Annotated in this window: 18 protein-coding genes and 2 pseudogenes; 5 read left to right on the forward strand and 15 right to left on the reverse strand. The window is 61.2% G+C overall.

What is annotated here, in order from left to right; translation table 11 throughout:
* Positions 1 to 135: 135 nt before the first annotated feature.
* Both thrC and CIC07_RS24180 read left to right on the forward strand, forming a co-directional pair.
* Positions 136 to 1524, forward strand: coding sequence for a threonine synthase (thrC, locus tag CIC07_RS24175; RefSeq protein WP_076357465.1), 1389 nt, complete (start codon positions 136 to 138; stop codon positions 1522 to 1524).
* A gap of 237 nt (positions 1525 to 1761) precedes the next feature.
* Positions 1762 to 2376 (forward strand): HD domain-containing protein, encoded by a 615-nt coding sequence (locus CIC07_RS24180; protein ID WP_234992957.1) that lies wholly within the window; start codon positions 1762 to 1764, stop codon positions 2374 to 2376.
* Between the two features lie 142 nt (positions 2377 to 2518).
* Here CIC07_RS24180 and greA read toward each other — a convergent pair whose 3' ends face one another.
* The 5 genes and pseudogenes from greA to rlmN all read right to left on the reverse strand — a co-directional run bounded on the left by greA (position 2519) and on the right by rlmN (position 6186).
* Positions 2519 to 2992, reverse strand: coding sequence for a transcription elongation factor GreA (greA, locus tag CIC07_RS24185; RefSeq protein ID WP_076357463.1), 474 nt, complete (start codon positions 2990 to 2992; stop codon positions 2519 to 2521).
* 203 nt (positions 2993 to 3195) lie between these two features.
* Positions 3196 to 3417: pseudogene (locus CIC07_RS24190) on the reverse strand (GNAT family N-acetyltransferase); the annotation flags it as partial.
* A 19-nt stretch (positions 3418 to 3436) separates the two neighbouring features.
* Positions 3437 to 4495: a GNAT family N-acetyltransferase gene (locus CIC07_RS24195; RefSeq protein WP_076357461.1), complete on the reverse strand. Its 1059-nt coding sequence runs from the start codon at positions 4493 to 4495 to the stop codon at positions 3437 to 3439.
* Between the two features lie 99 nt (positions 4496 to 4594).
* Positions 4595 to 4861, reverse strand: coding sequence for a YnfA family protein (locus CIC07_RS24200; protein WP_234992984.1), 267 nt, complete (start codon positions 4859 to 4861; stop codon positions 4595 to 4597).
* A gap of 233 nt (positions 4862 to 5094) precedes the next feature.
* Positions 5095 to 6186 carry a dual-specificity RNA methyltransferase RlmN gene (gene rlmN, locus CIC07_RS24205; RefSeq protein ID WP_076357457.1) on the reverse strand — a complete coding sequence of 364 codons (1092 nt, stop codon included), beginning with the start codon at positions 6184 to 6186 and terminating at the stop codon, positions 5095 to 5097.
* Positions 6187 to 6454: 268 nt separating this feature from the next.
* Here rlmN and CIC07_RS24210 point away from each other — a divergent pair, with 268 nt between their 5' ends.
* Entirely contained in the window at positions 6455 to 7405 is a 951-nt protein-coding gene (locus tag CIC07_RS24210) for a cation diffusion facilitator family transporter (protein WP_076357455.1), read from the forward strand.
* A gap of 84 nt (positions 7406 to 7489) precedes the next feature.
* Here the strand turns inward: CIC07_RS24210 and CIC07_RS24215 are convergent, their stop codons facing one another.
* Entirely contained in the window at positions 7490 to 7822 is a 333-nt protein-coding gene (locus tag CIC07_RS24215; protein ID WP_048745775.1) for a winged helix-turn-helix transcriptional regulator, read from the reverse strand.
* A gap of 154 nt (positions 7823 to 7976) precedes the next feature.
* On the opposite strand from CIC07_RS24215, the gene CIC07_RS24220 reads away from it, so the two are divergent.
* A complete protein-coding gene (locus CIC07_RS24220; RefSeq protein ID WP_076357453.1) occupies positions 7977 to 8921 on the forward strand; it encodes an aldo/keto reductase family protein in 945 nt (314 codons plus the stop codon).
* Positions 8922 to 9026: 105 nt separating this feature from the next.
* On the opposite strand, the gene CIC07_RS24225 is transcribed toward CIC07_RS24220, so the two are convergent.
* The 6 genes and pseudogenes from CIC07_RS24225 to CIC07_RS25570 form a co-directional block, all read right to left on the reverse strand.
* Complete coding sequence (locus CIC07_RS24225; protein ID WP_076357451.1) at positions 9027 to 9824, reverse strand: GNAT family N-acetyltransferase; 798 nt, start codon at positions 9822 to 9824, stop codon at positions 9027 to 9029.
* Positions 9818 to 10594, reverse strand: coding sequence for a tyrosine-protein phosphatase (locus CIC07_RS24230; protein WP_076357449.1), 777 nt, complete (start codon positions 10592 to 10594; stop codon positions 9818 to 9820). Before CIC07_RS24230 ends, CIC07_RS24225 begins: the two co-directional genes overlap by 7 nt.
* Before the next feature lie 155 nt (positions 10595 to 10749).
* On the reverse strand, positions 10750 to 11958 hold the full coding sequence (locus CIC07_RS24235; protein ID WP_076357447.1) for an MFS transporter: 1209 nt from the start codon (positions 11956 to 11958) through the stop codon (positions 10750 to 10752).
* A gap of 93 nt (positions 11959 to 12051) precedes the next feature.
* A complete protein-coding gene (locus CIC07_RS24240) occupies positions 12052 to 12822 on the reverse strand; it encodes an HAD family hydrolase (protein WP_076357445.1) in 771 nt (256 codons plus the stop codon).
* A gap of 532 nt (positions 12823 to 13354) precedes the next feature.
* Positions 13355 to 13501, reverse strand: coding sequence for a hypothetical protein (locus CIC07_RS25565; protein WP_240923522.1), 147 nt, complete (start codon positions 13499 to 13501; stop codon positions 13355 to 13357).
* 27 nt (positions 13502 to 13528) lie between these two features.
* Positions 13529 to 13801: pseudogene (locus tag CIC07_RS25570) on the reverse strand (phospholipase D-like domain-containing protein); the annotation flags it as partial.
* 304 nt (positions 13802 to 14105) lie between these two features.
* On the opposite strand from CIC07_RS25570, the gene CIC07_RS25575 reads away from it, so the two are divergent.
* Positions 14106 to 14891 (forward strand): hypothetical protein, encoded by a 786-nt coding sequence (locus CIC07_RS25575; RefSeq protein WP_240923499.1) that lies wholly within the window; start codon positions 14106 to 14108, stop codon positions 14889 to 14891.
* Between the two features lie 64 nt (positions 14892 to 14955).
* Here the strand turns inward: CIC07_RS25575 and CIC07_RS24250 are convergent, their stop codons facing one another.
* The 3 genes from CIC07_RS24250 to CIC07_RS24260 are packed head-to-tail and all read right to left on the reverse strand — an operon-like array spanning position 14956 to position 18532.
* A complete protein-coding gene (locus tag CIC07_RS24250) occupies positions 14956 to 16464 on the reverse strand; it encodes a hypothetical protein (protein ID WP_076357443.1) in 1509 nt (502 codons plus the stop codon).
* Positions 16461 to 17564, reverse strand: coding sequence for a DUF58 domain-containing protein (locus CIC07_RS24255; protein WP_076357441.1), 1104 nt, complete (start codon positions 17562 to 17564; stop codon positions 16461 to 16463). The genes CIC07_RS24250 and CIC07_RS24255 overlap by 4 nt, the downstream gene beginning before the upstream one ends.
* A complete protein-coding gene (locus CIC07_RS24260) occupies positions 17564 to 18532 on the reverse strand; it encodes an AAA family ATPase (protein WP_175619192.1) in 969 nt (322 codons plus the stop codon). Before CIC07_RS24260 ends, CIC07_RS24255 begins: the two co-directional genes overlap by 1 nt.
* Positions 18533 to 18653 lie beyond the last annotated feature (121 nt).

The following is an 18653-nucleotide window of genomic DNA, read 5'->3' on the forward strand; positions in this document are numbered from 1 at the left end:
CCGCCCTCGCCGTTATCGCTCCAAAGACAGGGTCAAGCGGCCGCAGCCTGACGTGAAATTGCAATTTTGGGGTAGGTGAGCGGGCGAATTTCTGATACAATAACGGAAAATTCAAACCGGACGAGGGGACTTGGCATGGAATACATCAGTACGAGAGGCAAGGTTGCCGGAGTCGGCTTCATCGACGCCATTCTGATGGGACTGGCGGATGACGGCGGCCTGCTGGTGCCGGCGAAGATTCCGCAGGTGTCGGCAGATACGCTGAAGCAATGGCAGGAGCTGACCTATCAGGAGCTGGCGCTGGAGCTGTTCGCCTTATACATCGGAGACGAGATTCCTAGAAATGACCTGCGCGCGCTTGTCGAGGACAGCTACTCGACGTTCCGTGACGAGGCCGTCACGCCGGTCCGCCGCATCCGCGACGGCCTCGACGTGCTGGAGCTGTTCCATGGCCCGACCTTTGCCTTCAAGGACGTCGCTCTCCAGTTTCTCGGCAATCTCTACAGCTATGTGGCCCGCCGTACGGGTTCCACCATTCACATTCTCGGAGCCACCTCCGGTGATACCGGCGCCTCCGCCATCGAGGGCGTGCGCGGCAAGGAGGGGATCCGCATCTGCATCCTCCACCCTCACGGCAAGGTGAGCAAAGTCCAAGAGCTGCAAATGACGACCGTCGACGACGCCAACGTGCTCAATCTGGCGATCGACGGCACCTTCGACGACGGCCAGCGCATCATCAAGGAGCTGTTCGCCGACGTCGAGTTCAAGCACCGCTACCATCTGCGCGCCATCAACTCCATCAATATCGCCCGCATCCTGGCGCAAACGGTCTACTACTTCTACGCCTACCTGCAGCTTGCCCGCCGCGGAGAGACCGCCCCGGCAAGCTTCAGCGTGCCGACAGGCAACTTCGGCGACATCTTCGCCGGCTACCTCGCCAAGAGGATGGGCCTGCCCGTCGACAAGCTGATTCTCGCCACGAACGAGAACAATATTCTTGCCCGCTTCGTCGCCGAGGGCGTCTACCAGCCCGGAGAGTTCCGCGGCACCTACAGCCCGTCGATGGATATCCAGGTCGCCAGCAACTTCGAGCGCTACTTGTTCTATCTCTACGGCGAGGATGCCGCCTCGATCTCCCGTCTGATGGCTCGGTTCAAGGAAGAAGGAAGCCTGAGCATTCCGGCGGAAAAGCTCGCTGCGGTACAGGCCGACTTTGCCGCTTACGCCGTAAGCAATCAGGAATGCCTGGATACGATCGCCCGGTATCATCGCGATGCGGACTACCTGCTCGATCCTCATACGGCATGCGGCGTAGCTGCCGCAGACAAGCTGGCCGCCTCCGGCGAGGCGACGGTGGCGCTGTCCACGGCCCACCCGGCCAAGTTCGACGAGTCGATCCGCCTCGTCGGCATCGAGCAGCCGTTCCCGCCGCAGATCGCCAAGCTGTTCGATCTGCCGCAGCATCAGCAGCTGTCTCCCGCCACGAACGCGGCGATCGCGGAGAAGCTGGCTGAGTTTTTCTGAATTCCGAAGACCGGAGCCTGCTGGCGCCGGTCTTTTTGCCGCCCGCATCTTGCGGCCGCTTCCGCTCAGACGTATCGTCATGTCCCCGCGCGAGATGCATGGCAACCGCACATCGATACTCGTCGGCGCTGCAGCCTAAAGCGGCGCATGCGACAGAAGCTCATCCCTTCCCTTTTGCTCGGCTATGACGGACTTCGACGGCCGCTGCCGCTGACGGGCGGTCAAGGAGGGTTAATCTTGAAGGAAGCTTATTCATTATTGAAGCCGGTCCCGCTGAGCGGCGATCTGCAGAAGGATATCCATGCCTTTCTCGTCACCAACGGACGGGAAGATACCGCCTCGCACTGCATGGCCGTAGGAGCCGAAGCCCGCCGGTTGGCTGAAGCCGCAGACTGCGATCCGGCCCAGGCGGAGCAGGCCGGCTGGCTGCATGACATCGGCGCCGTCTATCCCAACGACGTCCGCATTGAAGCCGCGCGCCTGCTGAACCTTGACGTGCTGCCCGAAGAAGAAGCCTTCCCGATGATTGTGCATCAGAAGCTGTCCCGGCAGATGGGGCATGATCTGTTCGGCATCCGAGATGCCGCCGTGTTGGATGCCGCGGGCTGTCATACGACGCTGCGTCCTTGCTCCACTCTTCTCGACCGGGCCGTATTTGTCGCCGACAAAATCAAGTGGGATCAGACCGGCGAGCCTCCCTATCTGAATCTCCTGCTGCCTTCGCTGGAGCTGTCCGTTACTCATGCCGCCTTCGCGTATCTCTCGTACATGTGGGACCAGCGGGACAAGCTGCGGGTCGTGCATCCTTGGCTGCGGAGCTCCTATTTGGAATTGTCTGCCCATCTTTCATAATCTCCCATTTATCCCTCCATTGCCCGGGCAATAAAAAAAAGCCCGCCGCCTGGTGTCGAGGCGCGGACTGCTTCTGATTGCCATGATGCATTTGTTCATGCGATTGCCGCCTGCTGTCTGCAACAAGGCTGACACGCAGATATCAGACCGTTTTGATTTCCAGCACCTTGTAGCTGATCTTGCCCATGGGCGCATCCACTTCCACCACGTCGCCCACCCGCTTGCGAATCAGGTTCTTGCCCAGCGGACTTTCGTAGGAAATCCGGCTCTCCAGCACATCGGCCTCGGCAGGAGATACGATCCGGTACTCTACGTTCTCATCGAACTCACGGTCATGAAGGACTACAACCGAGCCGACATTGATCGAGGAAGTATCCGTCGTGGTCGCTACACGAGCTTTCTTCAGCATTGCCTGGAGCTGCAGAATTCTCGTCTCCATGAAAGCCTGATCGTCCTTGGCCGAATGGTATTCGCTGTTCTCTTTCAGATCGCCGTAGCTGATCGCCGTCTTTATGCGCTGGGCCAGTTCCCTGCGCCGCGGTCCCTTAAGATCTTCAAGCTCGGCTTCCAGCTTGGCCAGACCTTCCGCTGTCAAGATGATTTCATGATTGTCCATTCCTGATCTCTCCTTCAGTTCCTGCTCCCTCTAGTGTAGCACAAAAAAGCCTCGCGGATGCTTCGCGGGCCCGGACGGCCATTATCTCCCCCTATCGGAGCCTGTTCCGGAACAAGACAAACAAGTCCAAACTCCCGGCCATAAGACGGGGCGTGGACTTGTTTCGAGGGAAGACGAACCAAAAACAAGCAAGCAATTGCAACTCATTCCGCATTCTTGTAGTAGACAAGATTATCCGTCCATTCGCCGAATTCATGGATGAAGCCCTTTCTCATACATTCGAATTCCATCCCGACACTCTTAGCAAGCCGGATAGAAGCGATGTTGTCCACATTGATATGAGCCTCGATGCGATGGTATCCAAGCGGTCCGAATCCGAGCTCCAGAGCCGCTCGTACAGCCTCGGAGCCATATCCCTTCCGCCAACCGCTCCGGAAAACCTGCTCATGACAGCTTCGGTATATCCGCATCCCGATCAGCGGAATCAAGCTTCCCGTTCGCTGCGGCGATGCTGCCGACGTCGCCTTTGATCCGGTATCTTCCTCGCAGCGAGCGGTAGCCGAGCTTCCGGTTCACGGCCAGCATCGGCTCGTTCAAGGAGTCGTTGTCTGTGCGCAGATAGAGAGCCCCTGTCCGCACGGCGAGGCGGATGGAAAGGATTTTCAGAGCCCGGGCGATGCCGCGGCCCCGGTAATCGCGATGAACGCACGTATATTCGTGGTACATGCCGCGCGTCTCCTCGAAGTAGCGCAGATTGCAATCGCCCACGTACCGATCGCCGTCCAGCGCAAGGACCACCCGCTCCGGCGCATAGCCGTCTCCGCGCAAGTACCATTTCTGCCAATCTCCGAAGCCCGGAGGCGTTCCAAGAAACCCTGGAATGTCGTTGAAGGTAGGAGACTCCAGCTCGTAGAGCAGCAGCTCCCTGTCCTCCTCCGGCATATCCGCCAAGGAGACGAAGCGGATTCCTTCGCTCTCCAGCCGCTCGATGACGGCGCCGTCCGCAAGGGTCGCGGCTTCTTCTCCATGCTTGAGATCCAGCACCGACTGCCAGGAGCGGCGCTCGATCTCGAATCCGGACTGCTCTGCGATCCGCAGCGAGCGCAGATCGTCATCCCATACTTCCGTGTAGATCCGCTCTGCCCCGATGCCCGACGCCCAGGACGCCGCCTCCCCGAGCAGGGCCCGGCCGATTCCGAGCCCTCTGAATGCCTTGGATACGACCAAGGTGTGGTACAGTCCGCCAGCCTCTGTCCACGGAGCGCGCCAGGTCCACAAATACCCGGCAATCCGGCCGTCATCGTTGACCGCCACTCTCCGGAACCGGTCATATCCTTCCAGCAGCCCGTCGGCATTCATATGCAGATGTCCTTGCTCATACAGCTTGCTGTCGGCTTCCGCCAGGCTCTCCGCCGTCGTCGGCTCGGACAGCTCTTCATTCCAAACGGCGGCGATGCCTTCGTAGTCACCCGGCAATGCCAGCGGACGTATGTTGAATTCCATGCTCGAATCCCTCCATGACGCGGTTCCCCGCATGCTTATGAGGCTCATTATGGAGCGGATCCATTTCCAGGTAAAGGTAAAAGACGCCTATATCCGCCTTTAACCGCGCGGAGCCCACAGCATGATCGATACCCCGGCCATGCAGACCGCAGCTCCCAGCCAGTCGTACAGATCCGGCGTCTTGCGGTCGACGAGCCATCCCCACAGAACGGCCATGACGATGAAGACACCGCCGTAGGCCGCATAGACCCGGCCAAAGGAAGGAAAGCCCTGCAGGGCAGGGATGATTCCGTACGAGACGAGAAGGATGCCGCCTGCGATTCCGAACCAGAGCGGCTTCGACTCGCGCAGCCACAGCCACACCATATACCCACCGCCGATTTCGGCGATTCCCGCCAGCAGGAACAATACCCACGCTTTGCCCAATACCCTTCACCCTGCCTTTTCTTCTGTATCTTCCTGTCTATTCTGCTGCCTTGCGGCAGCCGTCGGCCTTTATCGTATACGCGGGAAAGCGGGCTGTCCAGAGATGGCGCCTTCGCCCGATTGCAAAAAAAGCCTTCCGCCGAAGCGGAAAGCTCTATGGGAAAACAGGCGGGTCAGACCGCCGCTTCGCTCTTGCCGCCGTCCGCACGCAGCTGCTTGCTGCGCAGCTGGCCGCAGGCCGCATCAATATCCGCGCCGTGCTCCAGCCGCACGCTGCAGCTGACGCCGTTCTTCTTGAGCGTGTCGTAGAAGCCGTCGATCGCCTCCGGCGCGCTGCGCTGGTACTGGCTGTGCTCGTCGACCGGATTGTACGGAATCAGATTCACATTGGCCAGCTTCATCAGCTGGGGCCGCGAACGCATCAGATCCGACAGCTCCTGCGCATGCTCCCGCAGATCGTTGACATCCTTGAGCAGAATGTACTCGATCGTGATGCGGCGGCGCGTCCGGTCAAGGTAATAATCGATGCTCTCCAGCAGCTTCCCGATCGGAATCGCCTTGTTAATCTTCATGATCCGCGTGCGGAGCTCGTTGTTCGGCGCATGCAGCGACACGGCCAGATTGGCCTGCACGCCGCTGTCGGCGAAGTCGCGGATTTTGGCGGAGAGGCCGCTCGTCGATACGGTGATATGGCGCGGACCGATCGCCAGCCCCTTCGGATGCTGCACGATCGCCAGGAAATTCATGAGATGCGTATAGTTGTCGAACGGCTCGCCGATGCCCATCACGACGATATGGCTGACCCGCTGGTCCAGGCCGGCTTCGTCCAGATACAGCTGCACCCGCATGATCTGCTCCGCGATCTCGCCTGCGGTGAGGTCGCGGCTCTTCGCGAGCAGGCCGCTCGCGCAGAAGCTGCAGCCGATATTGCAGCCGACCTGGGTCGTGACGCATACCGACAGGCCGAACTTGTGCTTCATGAGCACCGTCTCGATCAGGTTGCCGTCCTGCAGACGGAACAGGAACTTGACCGTGCCGTCCGTCGATTCCTGGCGCGTATGCTCTTCAAGCGTGCCGAGCCGCCAGTTCTCCTCCAGCAGCTGCACGCATTCCTTTTTCACTCCGGCTTCGGCCATTTCGCCGAATGTCCGGACGCGTCTGCGGTAGAGGCTTTCCCATACCTGCATCGCATGAAACTTGCGGTGTCCGCGTTCCCCGAGCCAAGCTTCCAGCTGCTCCTGGGTAAGTCCATACAGGGTGTTCATCTATATTCAAACCTCTTTCTTCTTTTCAGCATCCAGGCTCGCTTTATCGTCCCATAAGCCGCCCGATATTTCAAGCCGGGTCAAACCTGGGAAGGCATGCGGACACGCAGGGCCCGACGGCCTGCATTCTTCGCCGGAAAAAGCCGCACTGAAGCTGATTATCATCGTCGCTTCGCTGAAAATGAGTCTCAATTAAAAGAATTGTAACCATCTAATAATAGGAGTAATATAATAATAACTATAATTTAAATGAAAGGTCGGGATCCGAGTGGTTGATTTCCATCATCTCCAGCACGTCAAGGAGCAATCCCGGTCCAAGAAGACGTTATGGATCACGCTGCTTCTGACCTTGTTCTTCACGATCGTCGAGATCGTCGGCGGGCTGCTGTCGAACTCGCTGGCCCTGCTGTCCGACTCCGCCCATATGATCTCCGACGTCATCGCCCTCGGACTCAGCATGACCGCTATCTACATGGCCTCCCGGCAGCCGGATGCAAGGTTCACGTTCGGCTACCTGCGCTTCGAGATCATCGCTTCCTTCCTGAACGGGCTTGCGCTCGCGGTCATCTCGGTCGGCATCTTCGTCGAGGGCATCCGCCGCTTTCTCCACCCGGAGCCGATCCAGTACGGCCTGATGCTCGCCATCGCCTCCATCGGCCTCGTCGTCAATCTCGTGCTGACGATCGTCCTCAGCCGCAGCATGAAGGAAGAGGACAATCTGAATGTGAAGAGCGCCCTCTGGCATTTCTTCGGCGATCTGCTGAGCTCGGTCGGCGTCATCGTCTCGGCGCTGCTCATCCTGCTGACCGGCAGAGTCTGGTTCGATCCGCTCATCAGCCTCGTCATCGGCGGCATCATCTTCATCGGCGGCGCCCGCATCACGCGCGAAGCCTATCTCGTCCTGATGGAGTCCGTGCCCCGCGAATTCGATCTGGAGGCGATCCGCGCCTCGATCCGTCAGGTCGAAGGCGTCGAGGACGTGCATGAGATGCACCTATGGGCCGTTTCGACCGACCATTATTCGCTTACGGCCCATGTGTTCGCCGACGAGAATATCCAGCCGTTCTGCATCATCCTCAATATCAACGAGACCTTGAAGCAGAAGTACGGCATCTCCCATTCGACGATTCAACTCGAGCATGCCGGCATCAACCCGCATGGCGAATACGGCAGGGAATTCCTGAAGAGCCGTCGGGAGCTGACGGGCAGCCGAGCTTGAGCAGGCAGACTTGCATGCCGGTCAAAGTATTGCTAAGCGTTCCTTAATAACACCTTGATTGTGCGCCTATTCCGGGCGCTTTTTTCATGTCCATCTAGCCGCCCACAGCTTCATTTCCTTGATGATCTGATGCAGGTCCTCCCCCTTCGGGGTGAGCGTATACTCTACCGTGACGGGTACGGTCGGATAGACTTTGCGCTCCAGCACGCCCTTCTCCTCCATATGGCGAAGGGTGCTAGTAAGAGCACGGGGGCTCACGGCCGGAATCAGGCGCTGCAGCTCGCCGAAGCGGCGGGTGCCGCAGAACAGCTCCCGCAGGACGAGAAAGGCCCATTTGCCGCCGATGACATCCAGTGTTTTTTCGATGTTGCAATCGATCGTGTCGGGATTTTTGGGAATGTAGTTGCTGCTTGCCATGGACAAATCTCCTTTGTGAAAGCTAGTAACCAATAGTATAGTAGATATCCTCTATATAATAAAGTGAGGATATTTTCACTACTTCCCCCCAGATAGAAACATGCGTACAATTAGCCGTGTCAGGGCAAGCATTCGATTATAGGAGGGATTCTCTATGGATTATCGCAGGCTTGGAAGCACCGGCGCCAAGGTGAGCGAGATCAGCCTCGGCAGCTGGCTGACCTACGGCGGCTACGTCGAACGCGAGAATGCGGTGAAAGCCATTCATGCCGCTTACGATTTGGGAATCAACTTTTTTGATACGGCCAATGTGTACGAAAGAGGAGCGGCCGAAACGCTCGTCGGCGAAACGATCAAAGCGTTCCCCCGCCACTCCTACCTGCTCGCGACGAAGGCATTCTGGCCGATGGGAGATCTGCCCAACGACCGGGGCCTCTCGCGCAAGCATCTGACGGATCAGTTCCATGCGAGCCTGAAGCGCCTCGACGTCGATTACGTGGACATCATGTACTGCCACCGCCACGATCCCGAGACGCCTCTCTATGAAACGCTGCGCACGCTGGACGATCTCGTCCGAGCAGGCAAGGTGCTGTACGTCGGCGTCAGCGAGTGGACCGCCTCCCAGATCGCGGAAGCGCATGCCATCGCCGACCGCTACCTGCTGGACCGCATCGTCGTCAACCAGCCGCAGTACAACATGTTCAACCGCTACATCGAGCCGGAGATCATTCCGTACAGCGAGCGCAGCGGAGTGGGGCAAGTCGTCTTCTCGCCGCTCGCCCAGGGCCTGCTGACGGGCAAGTACACATCCGTGGACAACATCCCGGCCGACAGCCGCGCCGCGAAGCTGGAGTGGATGAAGAACGGCATCACGGAAGAGAAGATCGCCAAGGTCCGCGAGCTCGGCGCCATCGCTTCCGAACTGGACCTGACCGTCGGCCAGCTGGCGCTCGCCTGGATTTTGCGCCAGCCGAACGTAGCCAGCGCCCTCGTCGGCGCGAGCCGTCCGGAGCAGGTCGTCGAGAATGCCAAGGCTTCCGGCGTCAAGCTGACCCAGGAAATCGTCGACAAGATCGAGAGCATCCTCGAAGGAAAATAAAGACGCGTCGGCGCAAAGCCAAAAGAGTCCGAGCAGCTGGAATTCCAGCTGCTCGGACTTTTCTTCCCTATGCCTATCAGTCCGCGACCTCGACAATCCTCTGCGTCATCGAACAGAATGACCGTCAGCCGCAATTCTCAGCAGCCTCGTTCTCGTCACCATTCCCGCGCTCTCCAGTGTCCGCTTGGAGGCCTCATTGCCGTACCCGCATCCGCTGACCGCCGTCAGCCCCTGCTCCGCGCATCGCTGCCTCAGCCGAAGGATCAAGCTCCTCCCCACGCCCTGGTTGCGGCAGGACTCGTCCACGAACATCCCTATGCTCGCCGTCCCTTCGAACAGCCTCGACTTCTCCAGCACTCCGATGCCGAGCAGCAGGTCTCCCCTGAAAAGGACGAACAGCTCGCCGCTGGCGAGCCGCTGCTCGTACTGGTCCAAAAACTCGCCGCACACGCGGCCGATTGTCTCCGCATCCCCGAGCTCGGCCGGACGGAAACTATCTCCCGATCGATCCGGCGCCGGAACGGCGTGCCGCGGGATCCCTTCCTGAAACAAATAGGCCTGCTTGCGGATGGGAAAGCCCGTGTCGAGCGCCAGACTGAGGAACAGCTCGTCGCAGGTAGGGAGCAGCAGCGACTGGATCGTATGACGCTCCATCACCTGTCCGAACAGCGCCTGCGAGTCCTTCAGCCAAGGCGTGCGGATGTAGAACTGCGTCAGCAGCGCTTCGCCATGTACGGCGTAATAACCGGCCACACCGGTGCCGGACTGGAACGAATAGAAGGCGGACTCCAGAATATGCTCCTCCAGGAAGGAGTCGAACGGAGCTGCAACACTGTTCACATATTCATCGATCAGAGTGCCGATCTCTTCCTTGGAACAGGGCTGCGCGGCCGGAATCAGCATGCGGCCGGCTCCAGATACCACTCTCTCAGCTGCTTCAGCTGCGGCTCCGTCAAGCCGATCGCTTCCTTCAAAAAGGCTTCAGGCGTGCCGTGGACGCGCCGGATCTCGTCGAACGCCGCCTGAATGTATTCCTCTCGGACAGCCAGCACCGATCGGACCAGCTCCAGATGGGACTCGTCGCTCAAGAAGGCGGCGGCTTGGCGAAGAATGGCCTCGTTGGCTTCCCTGCGGTTTGCCCCGGTACGCATATAATCCGCCGCAATGTCAGCCTCCGGAACGCCCAGAGCCAGCAGCACGACGGCCGCTGCGAAGCCGGTCCGGTCCTTGCCGAGCGTGCAGTTCCACAGCACGGGACGCCCCTCCGCCCGCAGCAGCGCCTGCAGCAGGCCGCGATAAGCGGCCAGAGATTGGCTCTCGGTCACGAACCGGCGGTAGATTTCCTGGATCGGGCTGCCTTGGCCGCCTTCTTCCTTCCACTGCTGCAGCAGGCGCGGCATCTCGCTCATGCTGAACTCGCCTCCGATGACAGGCAGCGATACGTGCCGCACGCCCTTCAGCTGCGGAGCAGGCTTGGAGGCGCTCTTCTCCTCGGTGCGCAGATCGCAGACGGCCGTCAAGCCGAGCGACTCCACATAAAGGGCTTCCTCCGCCGTCAAGCCGTGCAGCTCCCCCGACCGGAACAGGACGCCTTCTTTCACCCGTCTGCCGTCCGCGGCCATGCAGCCTCCTAGCTCTCTCATATTCAAGCGGGTTTCCAGCTGTTCCTTCATGAATTCACTCTCCTATCCTTGTTCTACGAGCGGAGCCGGCCCTGTATGCTCAGCCGCCCAGCCGCGGCCTGCCAGACGGCGGTCTGCCAGCCGTGGTCTGCCACCGTCTTTCTACAGCCGGCGGCTCCTGAACCATCGGTAATACGAAGAATTACTTAACATTCCAGATTTGTTTTCGACTGATTTCGATCCCATACCTTCACGCTCAGGCCTAAGCTGAGCGCGATGGCGGCCGCCGAGAAGGCCAGGCACACCGCTTGCAGCCCAAGCACATCGGCAAGTCCGCCGACCGCAAGCGTAAGGCCGATCTGCATCGCTCCCTGAACCGCGTCGGCAAGGCTGGCCACCCGGCCCATCCTGTCGGACGGCACCTGCTTCTGAAACCAGGTGGCGTAGCCGGCGCCGACGTAGGACATGAAAAATCCGAGCAGGACGAAAGCCGCCGCCGCCAGGAAAAACGTATGCGACAGATAGAAGAGGAAGTAGAAGACGCTCGTCAGAAGAGTCGCCGGGCCTAGATACCAGCGCCAGGAGACGCGCTTCGCGAGCAGGGCGGCCGTGAAGGAGCCGGCCAGCGCTCCGATCCCTGTCACGCTGACGATGAAGCCGTATTGCTCCGTGGACAGCTTGAGATGCTGCTTGATATACGTCAATTCTTGAGAGTCGATCGAGTAGCCGATGATGACGGAGCTTTGGAACAACAGATAGATGGCCAGGAAGGACGGCGCGGTCAGGACGAAGCTCCGCACGACGCCCCAATCGGCCCGAAGCATGCGCAGCGTGACGGGTTCCCGGGCCGGCCCCTCGAGCCGGGGAACCGCCGGCAGCAGTGAGATCATCAAGGCGCAGACGAAGAAGGTGACGGCGTTGAAATAGATGCTGAAGTCCGTGCCGAAACGATAGATGAGCAGCCCGGATATGGCCGGCCCCAGCAGGAAAGCGCCCGAGCTGCTCATGCCGAGAATGGAGTTGAACCGCTGGCGGTCTTCCGCCGGGATGAGCTTCGTGATGTAGACCGACTGGCTCGGGCCGAAAAACGAACCGGCCAGGCTGATGAGGAATATGAGTCCGAAGATGACCCATACAGAGGAGGCGAAAGGAATGAAAAGCATGAGCGTGCCGCGCACGACGTCCGTCAGCACCATGAGCTTGCGCACATCGGTGCGGTCGACGATGCTGCCTGACCAGAAGTTCGTCAGCAGGAGCGCGATCGGCCGGATGACGAACAGTCCCGCCATGGCGGCGGCGGAGCCGTCCGTCAGCTCCAGCAGGGCGATGTTGATGGCGACGAAATAGATCCAGTTGCCGAGATGCGAAAACCCCAGCCCGCCGACGAGAAGGGCTGCATGCTTCCAGGACTTCAAGGCTGTCCATCCTCCTTACCGTCAAGAAACCGTTTTCTTCAATCTATCACGGATTCAATGTTCCACAATAAGGAAAATGTGACAGCTTCGGCACTATGGCAGCAGCCGAATATCTGCGCACGACGCCGCGACGACGTCGGCATCCGGCAGCTGAAGCGCCGCATCGCCCGCGGCCAGTCCGATCGCAGCCGCCGCTCCGGCCGCCTTGGCCATGAGCATATCCCCGTTGGAGTCGCCGATGATGACGACCTTGGATATGTCCAGGCCCATCCGGCGGCAGGCGAGCTCCGCCATATCGGGATAGGGCTTGCCGCGTTCGACAAGGTCGGTGCCGATGATTTCGCCGAAGTGGCCTTCTAGGCCGAGCCAGGAAAGATGCTTGACCGCCGCGTTCGTTTCGTCGGCCGTCACGACGGCCATCGGGATGCCTGCCGCGCGGCAGGCTTCCAGCAGCTCCGTCACGCCGGGCAAGGCGAGAGCCGCCCGCTCCCGGTCGAGCTCCCGGTCGGCATGCTGCCAGCTCTCATGGGCCGCCACCCGGGCATCCGCCCAGGACAGGCCGCGACGGTAGCCGCATGCGCTCAGCAGCGCCAGCAGCTCATGCAGCGTGCCCATCGACAGAGGACCGCTGCGGTCATAGCTCTCGGCGTTGCCCTCCGGCGAGAACGTGATTCCCCACTCGCGGCCCAGCTCTTCCGGAGACAGAGGCTCAAGACCCCGTTGCTCCAGCCTGGCGCTGAAATGCTGCCTCATATGGCGCGCCCATGCCCCCCAGGTATGAACGAAATCCAGGAGCGTTCCGTCCTTGTCGAACAAAATGGCTTCCGCTTCGAATATGCGGCCTGCTGCGACGATCTGCGGCATATGGCTTGTCCTCTCCCTTGTCGCGCTTTCCGCCCGGTATGCGGAGCGCTCTTTTTTTCCACTATAAAGGATCGGCATAGCTCTTGCATAGACATGCGGAAGGACGGCAAGGCGCTTGCCGCGCTTGTCTCCGCCTATTAAGCAGAAGCAATGGCGCGATATTCACGGACAGCCTCCTCAATCGTCTGTGCCGATCATGCCATCCGCTGCTGTTCATCGCTGCCGCTATTCATGCGAATAAGCCTGAATGCCGATCCCTTTGCAGCGCCGGCTCCTGTTCCCGCCCGCCAATACGCATCGTTGGACACCACTGCACATCGTTGGACACCACTGCACATCGTTGGACACCACTGCACATCGTTGGACACCACTGCGCACCAATGCACAACCATGCACGCCATAGCCGCCTTTTCTCCCATTTCCCGCCCCAGCTCCTGATTCCGATGAATTTCTTCGAATGCTTCCGTTCCTGCAACCGCAAGCGGCAAAAAAAACCGCCCCGGCCCCATAGGGCGGAGAGCGGCTTGATCCGTCAAAAGGTCGTAAAGCCAAGCAGATCCTGGACTCGGTAAAGCACGCGCTTGATCCAGACCGTGTCGTTCTCGTACTGGCCGTATTCAACTGTATACGGCGCATCCTCATTGGACCAGAGCCGCTGGAAATACGCCTCCGCATCCATCGCCGCACGGCTTCCGGACGGGGCTGTTATTCTCAGATTCGACTCCAGGTTCAGGTCGTCGAGATTGCGGGCCGTGAAGTTGGCGGAGCCGTTGTGGATGACCGCGCCTTCCGGACCTGCGATGAGCATCGCCTTGACATGATACTGCTCCTTGTCCGTGTTGTACCAGCGGATCTGGATGCTCCCGTCCGACTTGTCCGCAAGCTCCTGCGCCACGGGACGGTTCGGAATGCCGATCTTGCCGTTGCCGAAGGCGACTTCGTTCGGGTCCAGGATGAGCCGGATTGCGGCGCCGCGCATCCAGCAGCGCCCGCACGACGCTGCGGTCGGCCAGATAGAACATGCCCATCCAGACGGTGTCGCCGGCGCCGGCCTCCTTCAGATCGGCAAGCACATGCTTGCGGATCTTGCCCTCGGTCAGCAGCTGCACGCCGATCGTTCCTTGCGCTGCGGATTCCGCTGCCGCAGGCGGAGGAGCGTCAGGCAGCCTGATGCCCGCCTTGGACAGATCGAGGGCCGCCTGCTCGGTCCGCAGCGCTTCTCCGATCAGTCCGCTGCTTCCGCTAACGGCATAACCGCTGTTGGAATTATAGAAGCTGGAATCATGGGCATTGGCGCTCGCAAGGACGAGCTCATTCTCCGTGATGAGCACCTTGCGGTGGTTGGCCTTGGCGTTGACGAGCTTCAAGTAGGAGCGCACCGTCATGTCCGGCGCCTCGCTCGCCATCTTGTTCGGCAGCCAGCCCTTGCCGTGCTGCCCGAACCAGCCGGCCGTCATCCTCCAGGCGGCGGTGTAGAGCGGATTCGAGTCCCGCAGCGGATTGACGTTCGTGATCGACACCTGGATGCCCGCACGCTTAAGAAGCTCCAGCTCGGGATCGTCATGGGAGCCGTAGGAGGTGTTGACATCGTCGGTGATGACGACCGCCGCCAGCTCGGGGTACCGCTTCTTCTGCTCGATCAGCTTGTCCGTCATCTTGCGGCTGAGCGGCGGGTAGGACTGTCCCTTGTTGGCATAGCCGTTGTACAGGAACATGTCGAGCACGATGAACTGCCTTGCGTTGCCGATCGCCCGGAACATGCGCTCGAAAATCTGCTGCTCCGACTGCTGCCCGCCGCCGGCGTCCCGATGCGTGAGGTCGGTAAGCAGCTCCAGGCTGCCGTCCGGCACGTAATGGACGGTTCCCTCGAAGGATACTCCGGGAGGAAGCGGCTTATGAGTCTGATAAACGACGACGCCGGCGTACAGGATGAGCAGAGCAAGGACGGCAACCAGCCAAGGCTTGCGGTAAAAAGGCCTCGAATGCCGGCCGGACCGGCCTTGGCTCCGGCTCGGAGAGTGTGGATGCGATGGGATCGAAGCTCGTTTCATGGATGGGTTCTCTCCTAACAGGGATCTCCCCTTGTGTACCGCCCTTGCTGCTTTTTGAAACAGGCCCGCTGCGCCTGGAGCCCTAAGAGCCGCCGCGGCCTCGAGTCCGGTCCTCCGCCTTTCCGTACCTGGCTTCTCCGTATGTCTGCGCGAGCTTGCCGGCCTCCTCCGGCGTCAGGGAGGTGAAGGCCTCCTCCGCCGCGGACAGATTGGCGGCATGCTCTTCAGGAGTCAGGCTGGGCTTGAATTCGTAGCCTTGGGCGATCGCGCTCCGGATGAAGGAGCGGTACCGCATCCGCGGATCGCGGCCGTCGCCCTGCGGCTCCTCCTGCGCCTTGCGTCCAGCGGAACGTTTCTTGCGCTTCCGGGGCACCCGCTCCAGCTTGATGACCTCGTCCGAGTAACCCGCCCCGTCCGGCTGCTTGAGCGACCGCAGCAGCTTGAGCCTGCGGAACAGCGCCTCCGCCAGCACGCGGATCCGCTCCGGAAGGATGCGCCGCAGGAGGAGGTACAGGAAGTAAGCCAGCAGGACGGCGGCGATCAAGAGTACGATGACGATGAGAATATTGCCGATCAGCACGACCCATTCGTTCGGCTCCTTGGCCTCCGGCAGCTGCATGGGCCCCTCTCCGCCAGCAGGCGGCTGCTGCGGCTCGAGCGGCGGCAGCTCCTGATCTGCGGGAGGACGCTTCAGCGCCGCCAGCAGCGCGTCGCGGAGATGCCGCAAGGAATCGGCAAGCCCTTGCCAGGCGCCGATCACAAGCATGAGCGCGACGAGGGACCCCGTCAGCAGCCGGTTCCAATGCCGCATCGCGGGAGTGCCCCGCCAGCCGGCCCCGTCCATGCCGGCGGCATTCTGGACCTGCAGGCGGTTCAGGCGGAGCAGATACAGGCATAGGGCAAGCGTGAAGGCGGTTTGGACGGAGAAGGCGTACGGCTTCAGGTAGGCATTCGTCAGAACGACGATATAGATGACGAACGAGGCCAGCATCCCCAATTGGACGAGCATCGGCGCAGCCTGGTTCCACAGCGATCGACGCCCTGCGACAAGCCCTCTGACGGCAGCGGCTCCGGCGGCAAATCCCCATACGCAAGCGCGGATGGCGGCTGCGGTCTCGGATGCGCCGGGGAACAGCCGCAGGCCGATCCAGGCTCCCGCGCCGGCGCCCGCCAGAGCGAGGAATGCCTTGGCCAGCCGCCCGGCAGGCCCAAGGGAAACGCGGCTCCCGGCGATCGCGGCCGCCGCATGGAGCGCCAGCACGATGAGGCCGAGCAGCAGCGGCGGCAGGAATATCGGCAGTTCCGCTGCTCGGAACGAGGGGAAGACGGCTCCCAGCAGCAGGACCGGATACAGCGCCAGACATTCGAGCAGCGAAAAGGCCAGCATGGACGGAGCCGCTAGAGGCTGACGGCCGGCCAGCCTTGGCGCTTGGCCGGACTGGAGCTCCAGTCCGGAATGCGGAGCCTGCATGGCCGCGCGCTCCCCTCCGTCTCCAGCCTGATCGGGGAGGGCAGTTCCTCCCTGCGTGGAAGAAGCCGCATTCCGCGCGGAACGGGGGTCGGGACCGGCGGCGGAACGATTTCTTCTCATGGCCGCCGCCCTCCCTTCGTACGGACAGGCGGTTCGACGAAAGCAACACGGTGGCCGGACTGCTCCAGCAGCGCGGCCGCCTCCACGATCCGGTCCGACCGGAACGCCGTCACGAGCAGATAATCCATCCCGGCTGACAGCTCCAGCTCCGCTTCCCGCCGAAGCAGCTCATGAAACGACAACCGAATTCTCGGCTCTATCGCGGCCATGGAAGCGAGCGTCTCCCCGAGCTTCCCGCTGCCGCTGCCGAAATCCACTCTCCCCGTGTCGTCCGAATGCCGGCTGACCATTCCATTATGGGCGAATCCGGCCGACAGGCCTCGGCCCAGCATCCCGGCAGCCAGCGCAGCCGCGCAGCTGATCGTCGTCTCCATGTCGTCCGGCCTTGTCACCCGGTCCCACATCATTTCGGATTCTTCGATGTTCAGCAGGATCATGGCGCGGGGATCGGCCGTATGCCCATGCCGGCGCACCTGCAGCTCCAGCGACCGGGCCGACGCCTTCCAATCGATGCGGTTGAACGCGTCTCCGGGCAGGTACGCCCGCGTGCCGCTGACGACGAACGGGTCCTCGACGATCCAGCGCCTCACCTCGAGCTCTCCCTGCCAGCTTCGCCAGGAATCGGGCATGCCGCTCTCTTCCATCGGAGCCGGGTATACAGTGAGCGTATGCGGCAGCGTCAAGGTGATCGACGGCGTGTGGATCGAGAACAGGTCGCCGCCTGTCAGCGACGCCGTCTCCATGACGAATACGCCTCTGCTGACGCAGGTCGTCTGATGGGTGCGGACGATCTTGACGCGCGGCTGCAGCGTGAACAGGCTCGTATGGTTCTGATAGATGCGGCCGCGGCTGACGGACGTATCTCCGCGGCCGCGGAAGACGATGGAGGCGGGAAGCATCGTCTCCAGGCGCAGCCACGGTACGGGAAGTCCCTTGGCGTTCTCGATCGTCTCGACAATTTCCAGCCGTTCGCCCGCGTAGCAGGCTTCCTCGCTGAAGCGGCGGGACACCTTCACCCCGCGCAGCGATCCCTTGCCGAGCACCAGTCCCTGAACGTAAACGAGAGCTCCGCAGACGGCAAGCAGGAGCAGCAGCTCCATCAGCGGGCCTCGGCCTCAAGGCCTTCTTCGCTCGGCACGGGCATCGCGTCCAGCAGCTCCTGAACAAGCGCTTCCGTCGGCCGAGCCTCCGTCGAATGACGCCTCTTCAGGACGATCCGATGGGCGCAAGCCGGCACAGCCAGCCGCTTGATGTCATCCGGCAGCACATAGCTGCGGCCGTGCATGGCCGCATAGGCTTGGGAAGCCCGCATCCATGCCTGAGTGCCGCGGGGGCTGATGCCGAGCGCGACACCCGGATTGGAGCGGCTCGCCTCCGCGAGGGCGACCATGTAGTCGAGCAAGTCGGCATGCACCGATACGCCGGCGCACAGCCGCTGCGCCTCCAGCACCTCCACCGCCGAGGCGGCCGGCCTCAGCGCCTCCGTCCAAGGGGAGACGGCGCCGACGGTGCGCAGCAGGATTTCCCTTCCTTCCTCTCGGGAAGGATACCCCAGATTCATCCGAATCATGAATCGGTCCATCTGCGCTTCCGGCAGCGGGAACGTGCCCTGGTTGTCGACGGGATTCTGGGTCGCCACCACCATGAACGGCTTCTGCAGCTCCATCGTCTTGCCCTCGATGCTGATCTGCCGCTCTTCCATGCATTCCAGAAGGCTCGACTGCGTGCGGGGAGTGGCGCGGTTGATCTCGTCGGCGAGCACGATCTGCGTGAACAAAGGACCTTGGCGGAAATAGAATTCGCCGTCCTTCTGATGATAGTAATGGATCCCCGTCAGGTCCGAGGGGAGCAGGTCGGGGGTGAACTGAATCCGCTGGAAGTCAAGGCTGAGAGATGCGGCCAGGCTCTTCGCCAGCATCGTCTTGCCCGTTCCCGGCACGTCCTCGAGCAGCACATGCCCGGAAGCCAGCAGAGCTGTCAGTAGCAGGTCGATCTCCCGATCCTTCCCTACCATTACCCGGTTGATGTTCTCCTTCACTCTGGCGGCCAGCTGCTGCACTTGATGCACATTCCCACTTCCTCTCGATATCTTCGCTTGAGGCGGGCCCTTCCGCAGGCCGCATGCCTCTACGATTCTATTCTAGCAAATGGGTGCTGGAAAAAACAGACAGGCGGACTCCCGGAAGAGT

It is taken from the genome of Paenibacillus sp. RUD330, assembly GCF_002243345.2.
Taxonomy (GTDB): domain Bacteria; phylum Bacillota; class Bacilli; order Paenibacillales; family Paenibacillaceae; genus Paenibacillus_O.

Coding starts and splice junctions, on each gene's coding strand:
- CIC07_RS24255 (WP_076357441.1), bottom strand. CDS start 17,564: ATGGAGCTGCTGCTCCTGCTTGCCGTCTGCGGAGCTCTCGTTTACGTT.
- CIC07_RS24240 (WP_076357445.1), bottom strand. CDS start 12,822: ATGCCGCAGATCGTCGCAGCAGGCCGCATATTCGAAGCGGAAGCCATT.
- CIC07_RS25575 (WP_240923499.1), top strand. CDS start 14,106: ATGGGCATTGGCGCTCGCAAGGACGAGCTCATTCTCCGTGATGAGCAC.
- CIC07_RS25565 (WP_240923522.1), bottom strand. CDS start 13,501: ATGGATGCGGAGGCGTATTTCCAGCGGCTCTGGTCCAATGAGGATGCG.
- CIC07_RS24200 (WP_234992984.1), bottom strand. CDS start 4,861: ATGGTGTGGCTGTGGCTGCGCGAGTCGAAGCCGCTCTGGTTCGGAATC.
- CIC07_RS24195 (WP_076357461.1), bottom strand. CDS start 4,495: ATGGAATTCAACATACGTCCGCTGGCATTGCCGGGTGACTACGAAGGC.
- thrC (WP_076357465.1), top strand. CDS start 136: ATGGAATACATCAGTACGAGAGGCAAGGTTGCCGGAGTCGGCTTCATC.
- CIC07_RS24215 (WP_048745775.1), bottom strand. CDS start 7,822: ATGGCAAGCAGCAACTACATTCCCAAAAATCCCGACACGATCGATTGC.
- CIC07_RS24250 (WP_076357443.1), bottom strand. CDS start 16,464: ATGAGAAGAAATCGTTCCGCCGCCGGTCCCGACCCCCGTTCCGCGCGG.
- greA (WP_076357463.1), bottom strand. CDS start 2,992: ATGGACAATCATGAAATCATCTTGACAGCGGAAGGTCTGGCCAAGCTG.
- CIC07_RS24230 (WP_076357449.1), bottom strand. CDS start 10,594: ATGAAGGAACAGCTGGAAACCCGCTTGAATATGAGAGAGCTAGGAGGC.
- CIC07_RS24225 (WP_076357451.1), bottom strand. CDS start 9,824: ATGCTGATTCCGGCCGCGCAGCCCTGTTCCAAGGAAGAGATCGGCACT.
- rlmN (WP_076357457.1), bottom strand. CDS start 6,186: ATGAACACCCTGTATGGACTTACCCAGGAGCAGCTGGAAGCTTGGCTC.
- CIC07_RS24220 (WP_076357453.1), top strand. CDS start 7,977: ATGGATTATCGCAGGCTTGGAAGCACCGGCGCCAAGGTGAGCGAGATC.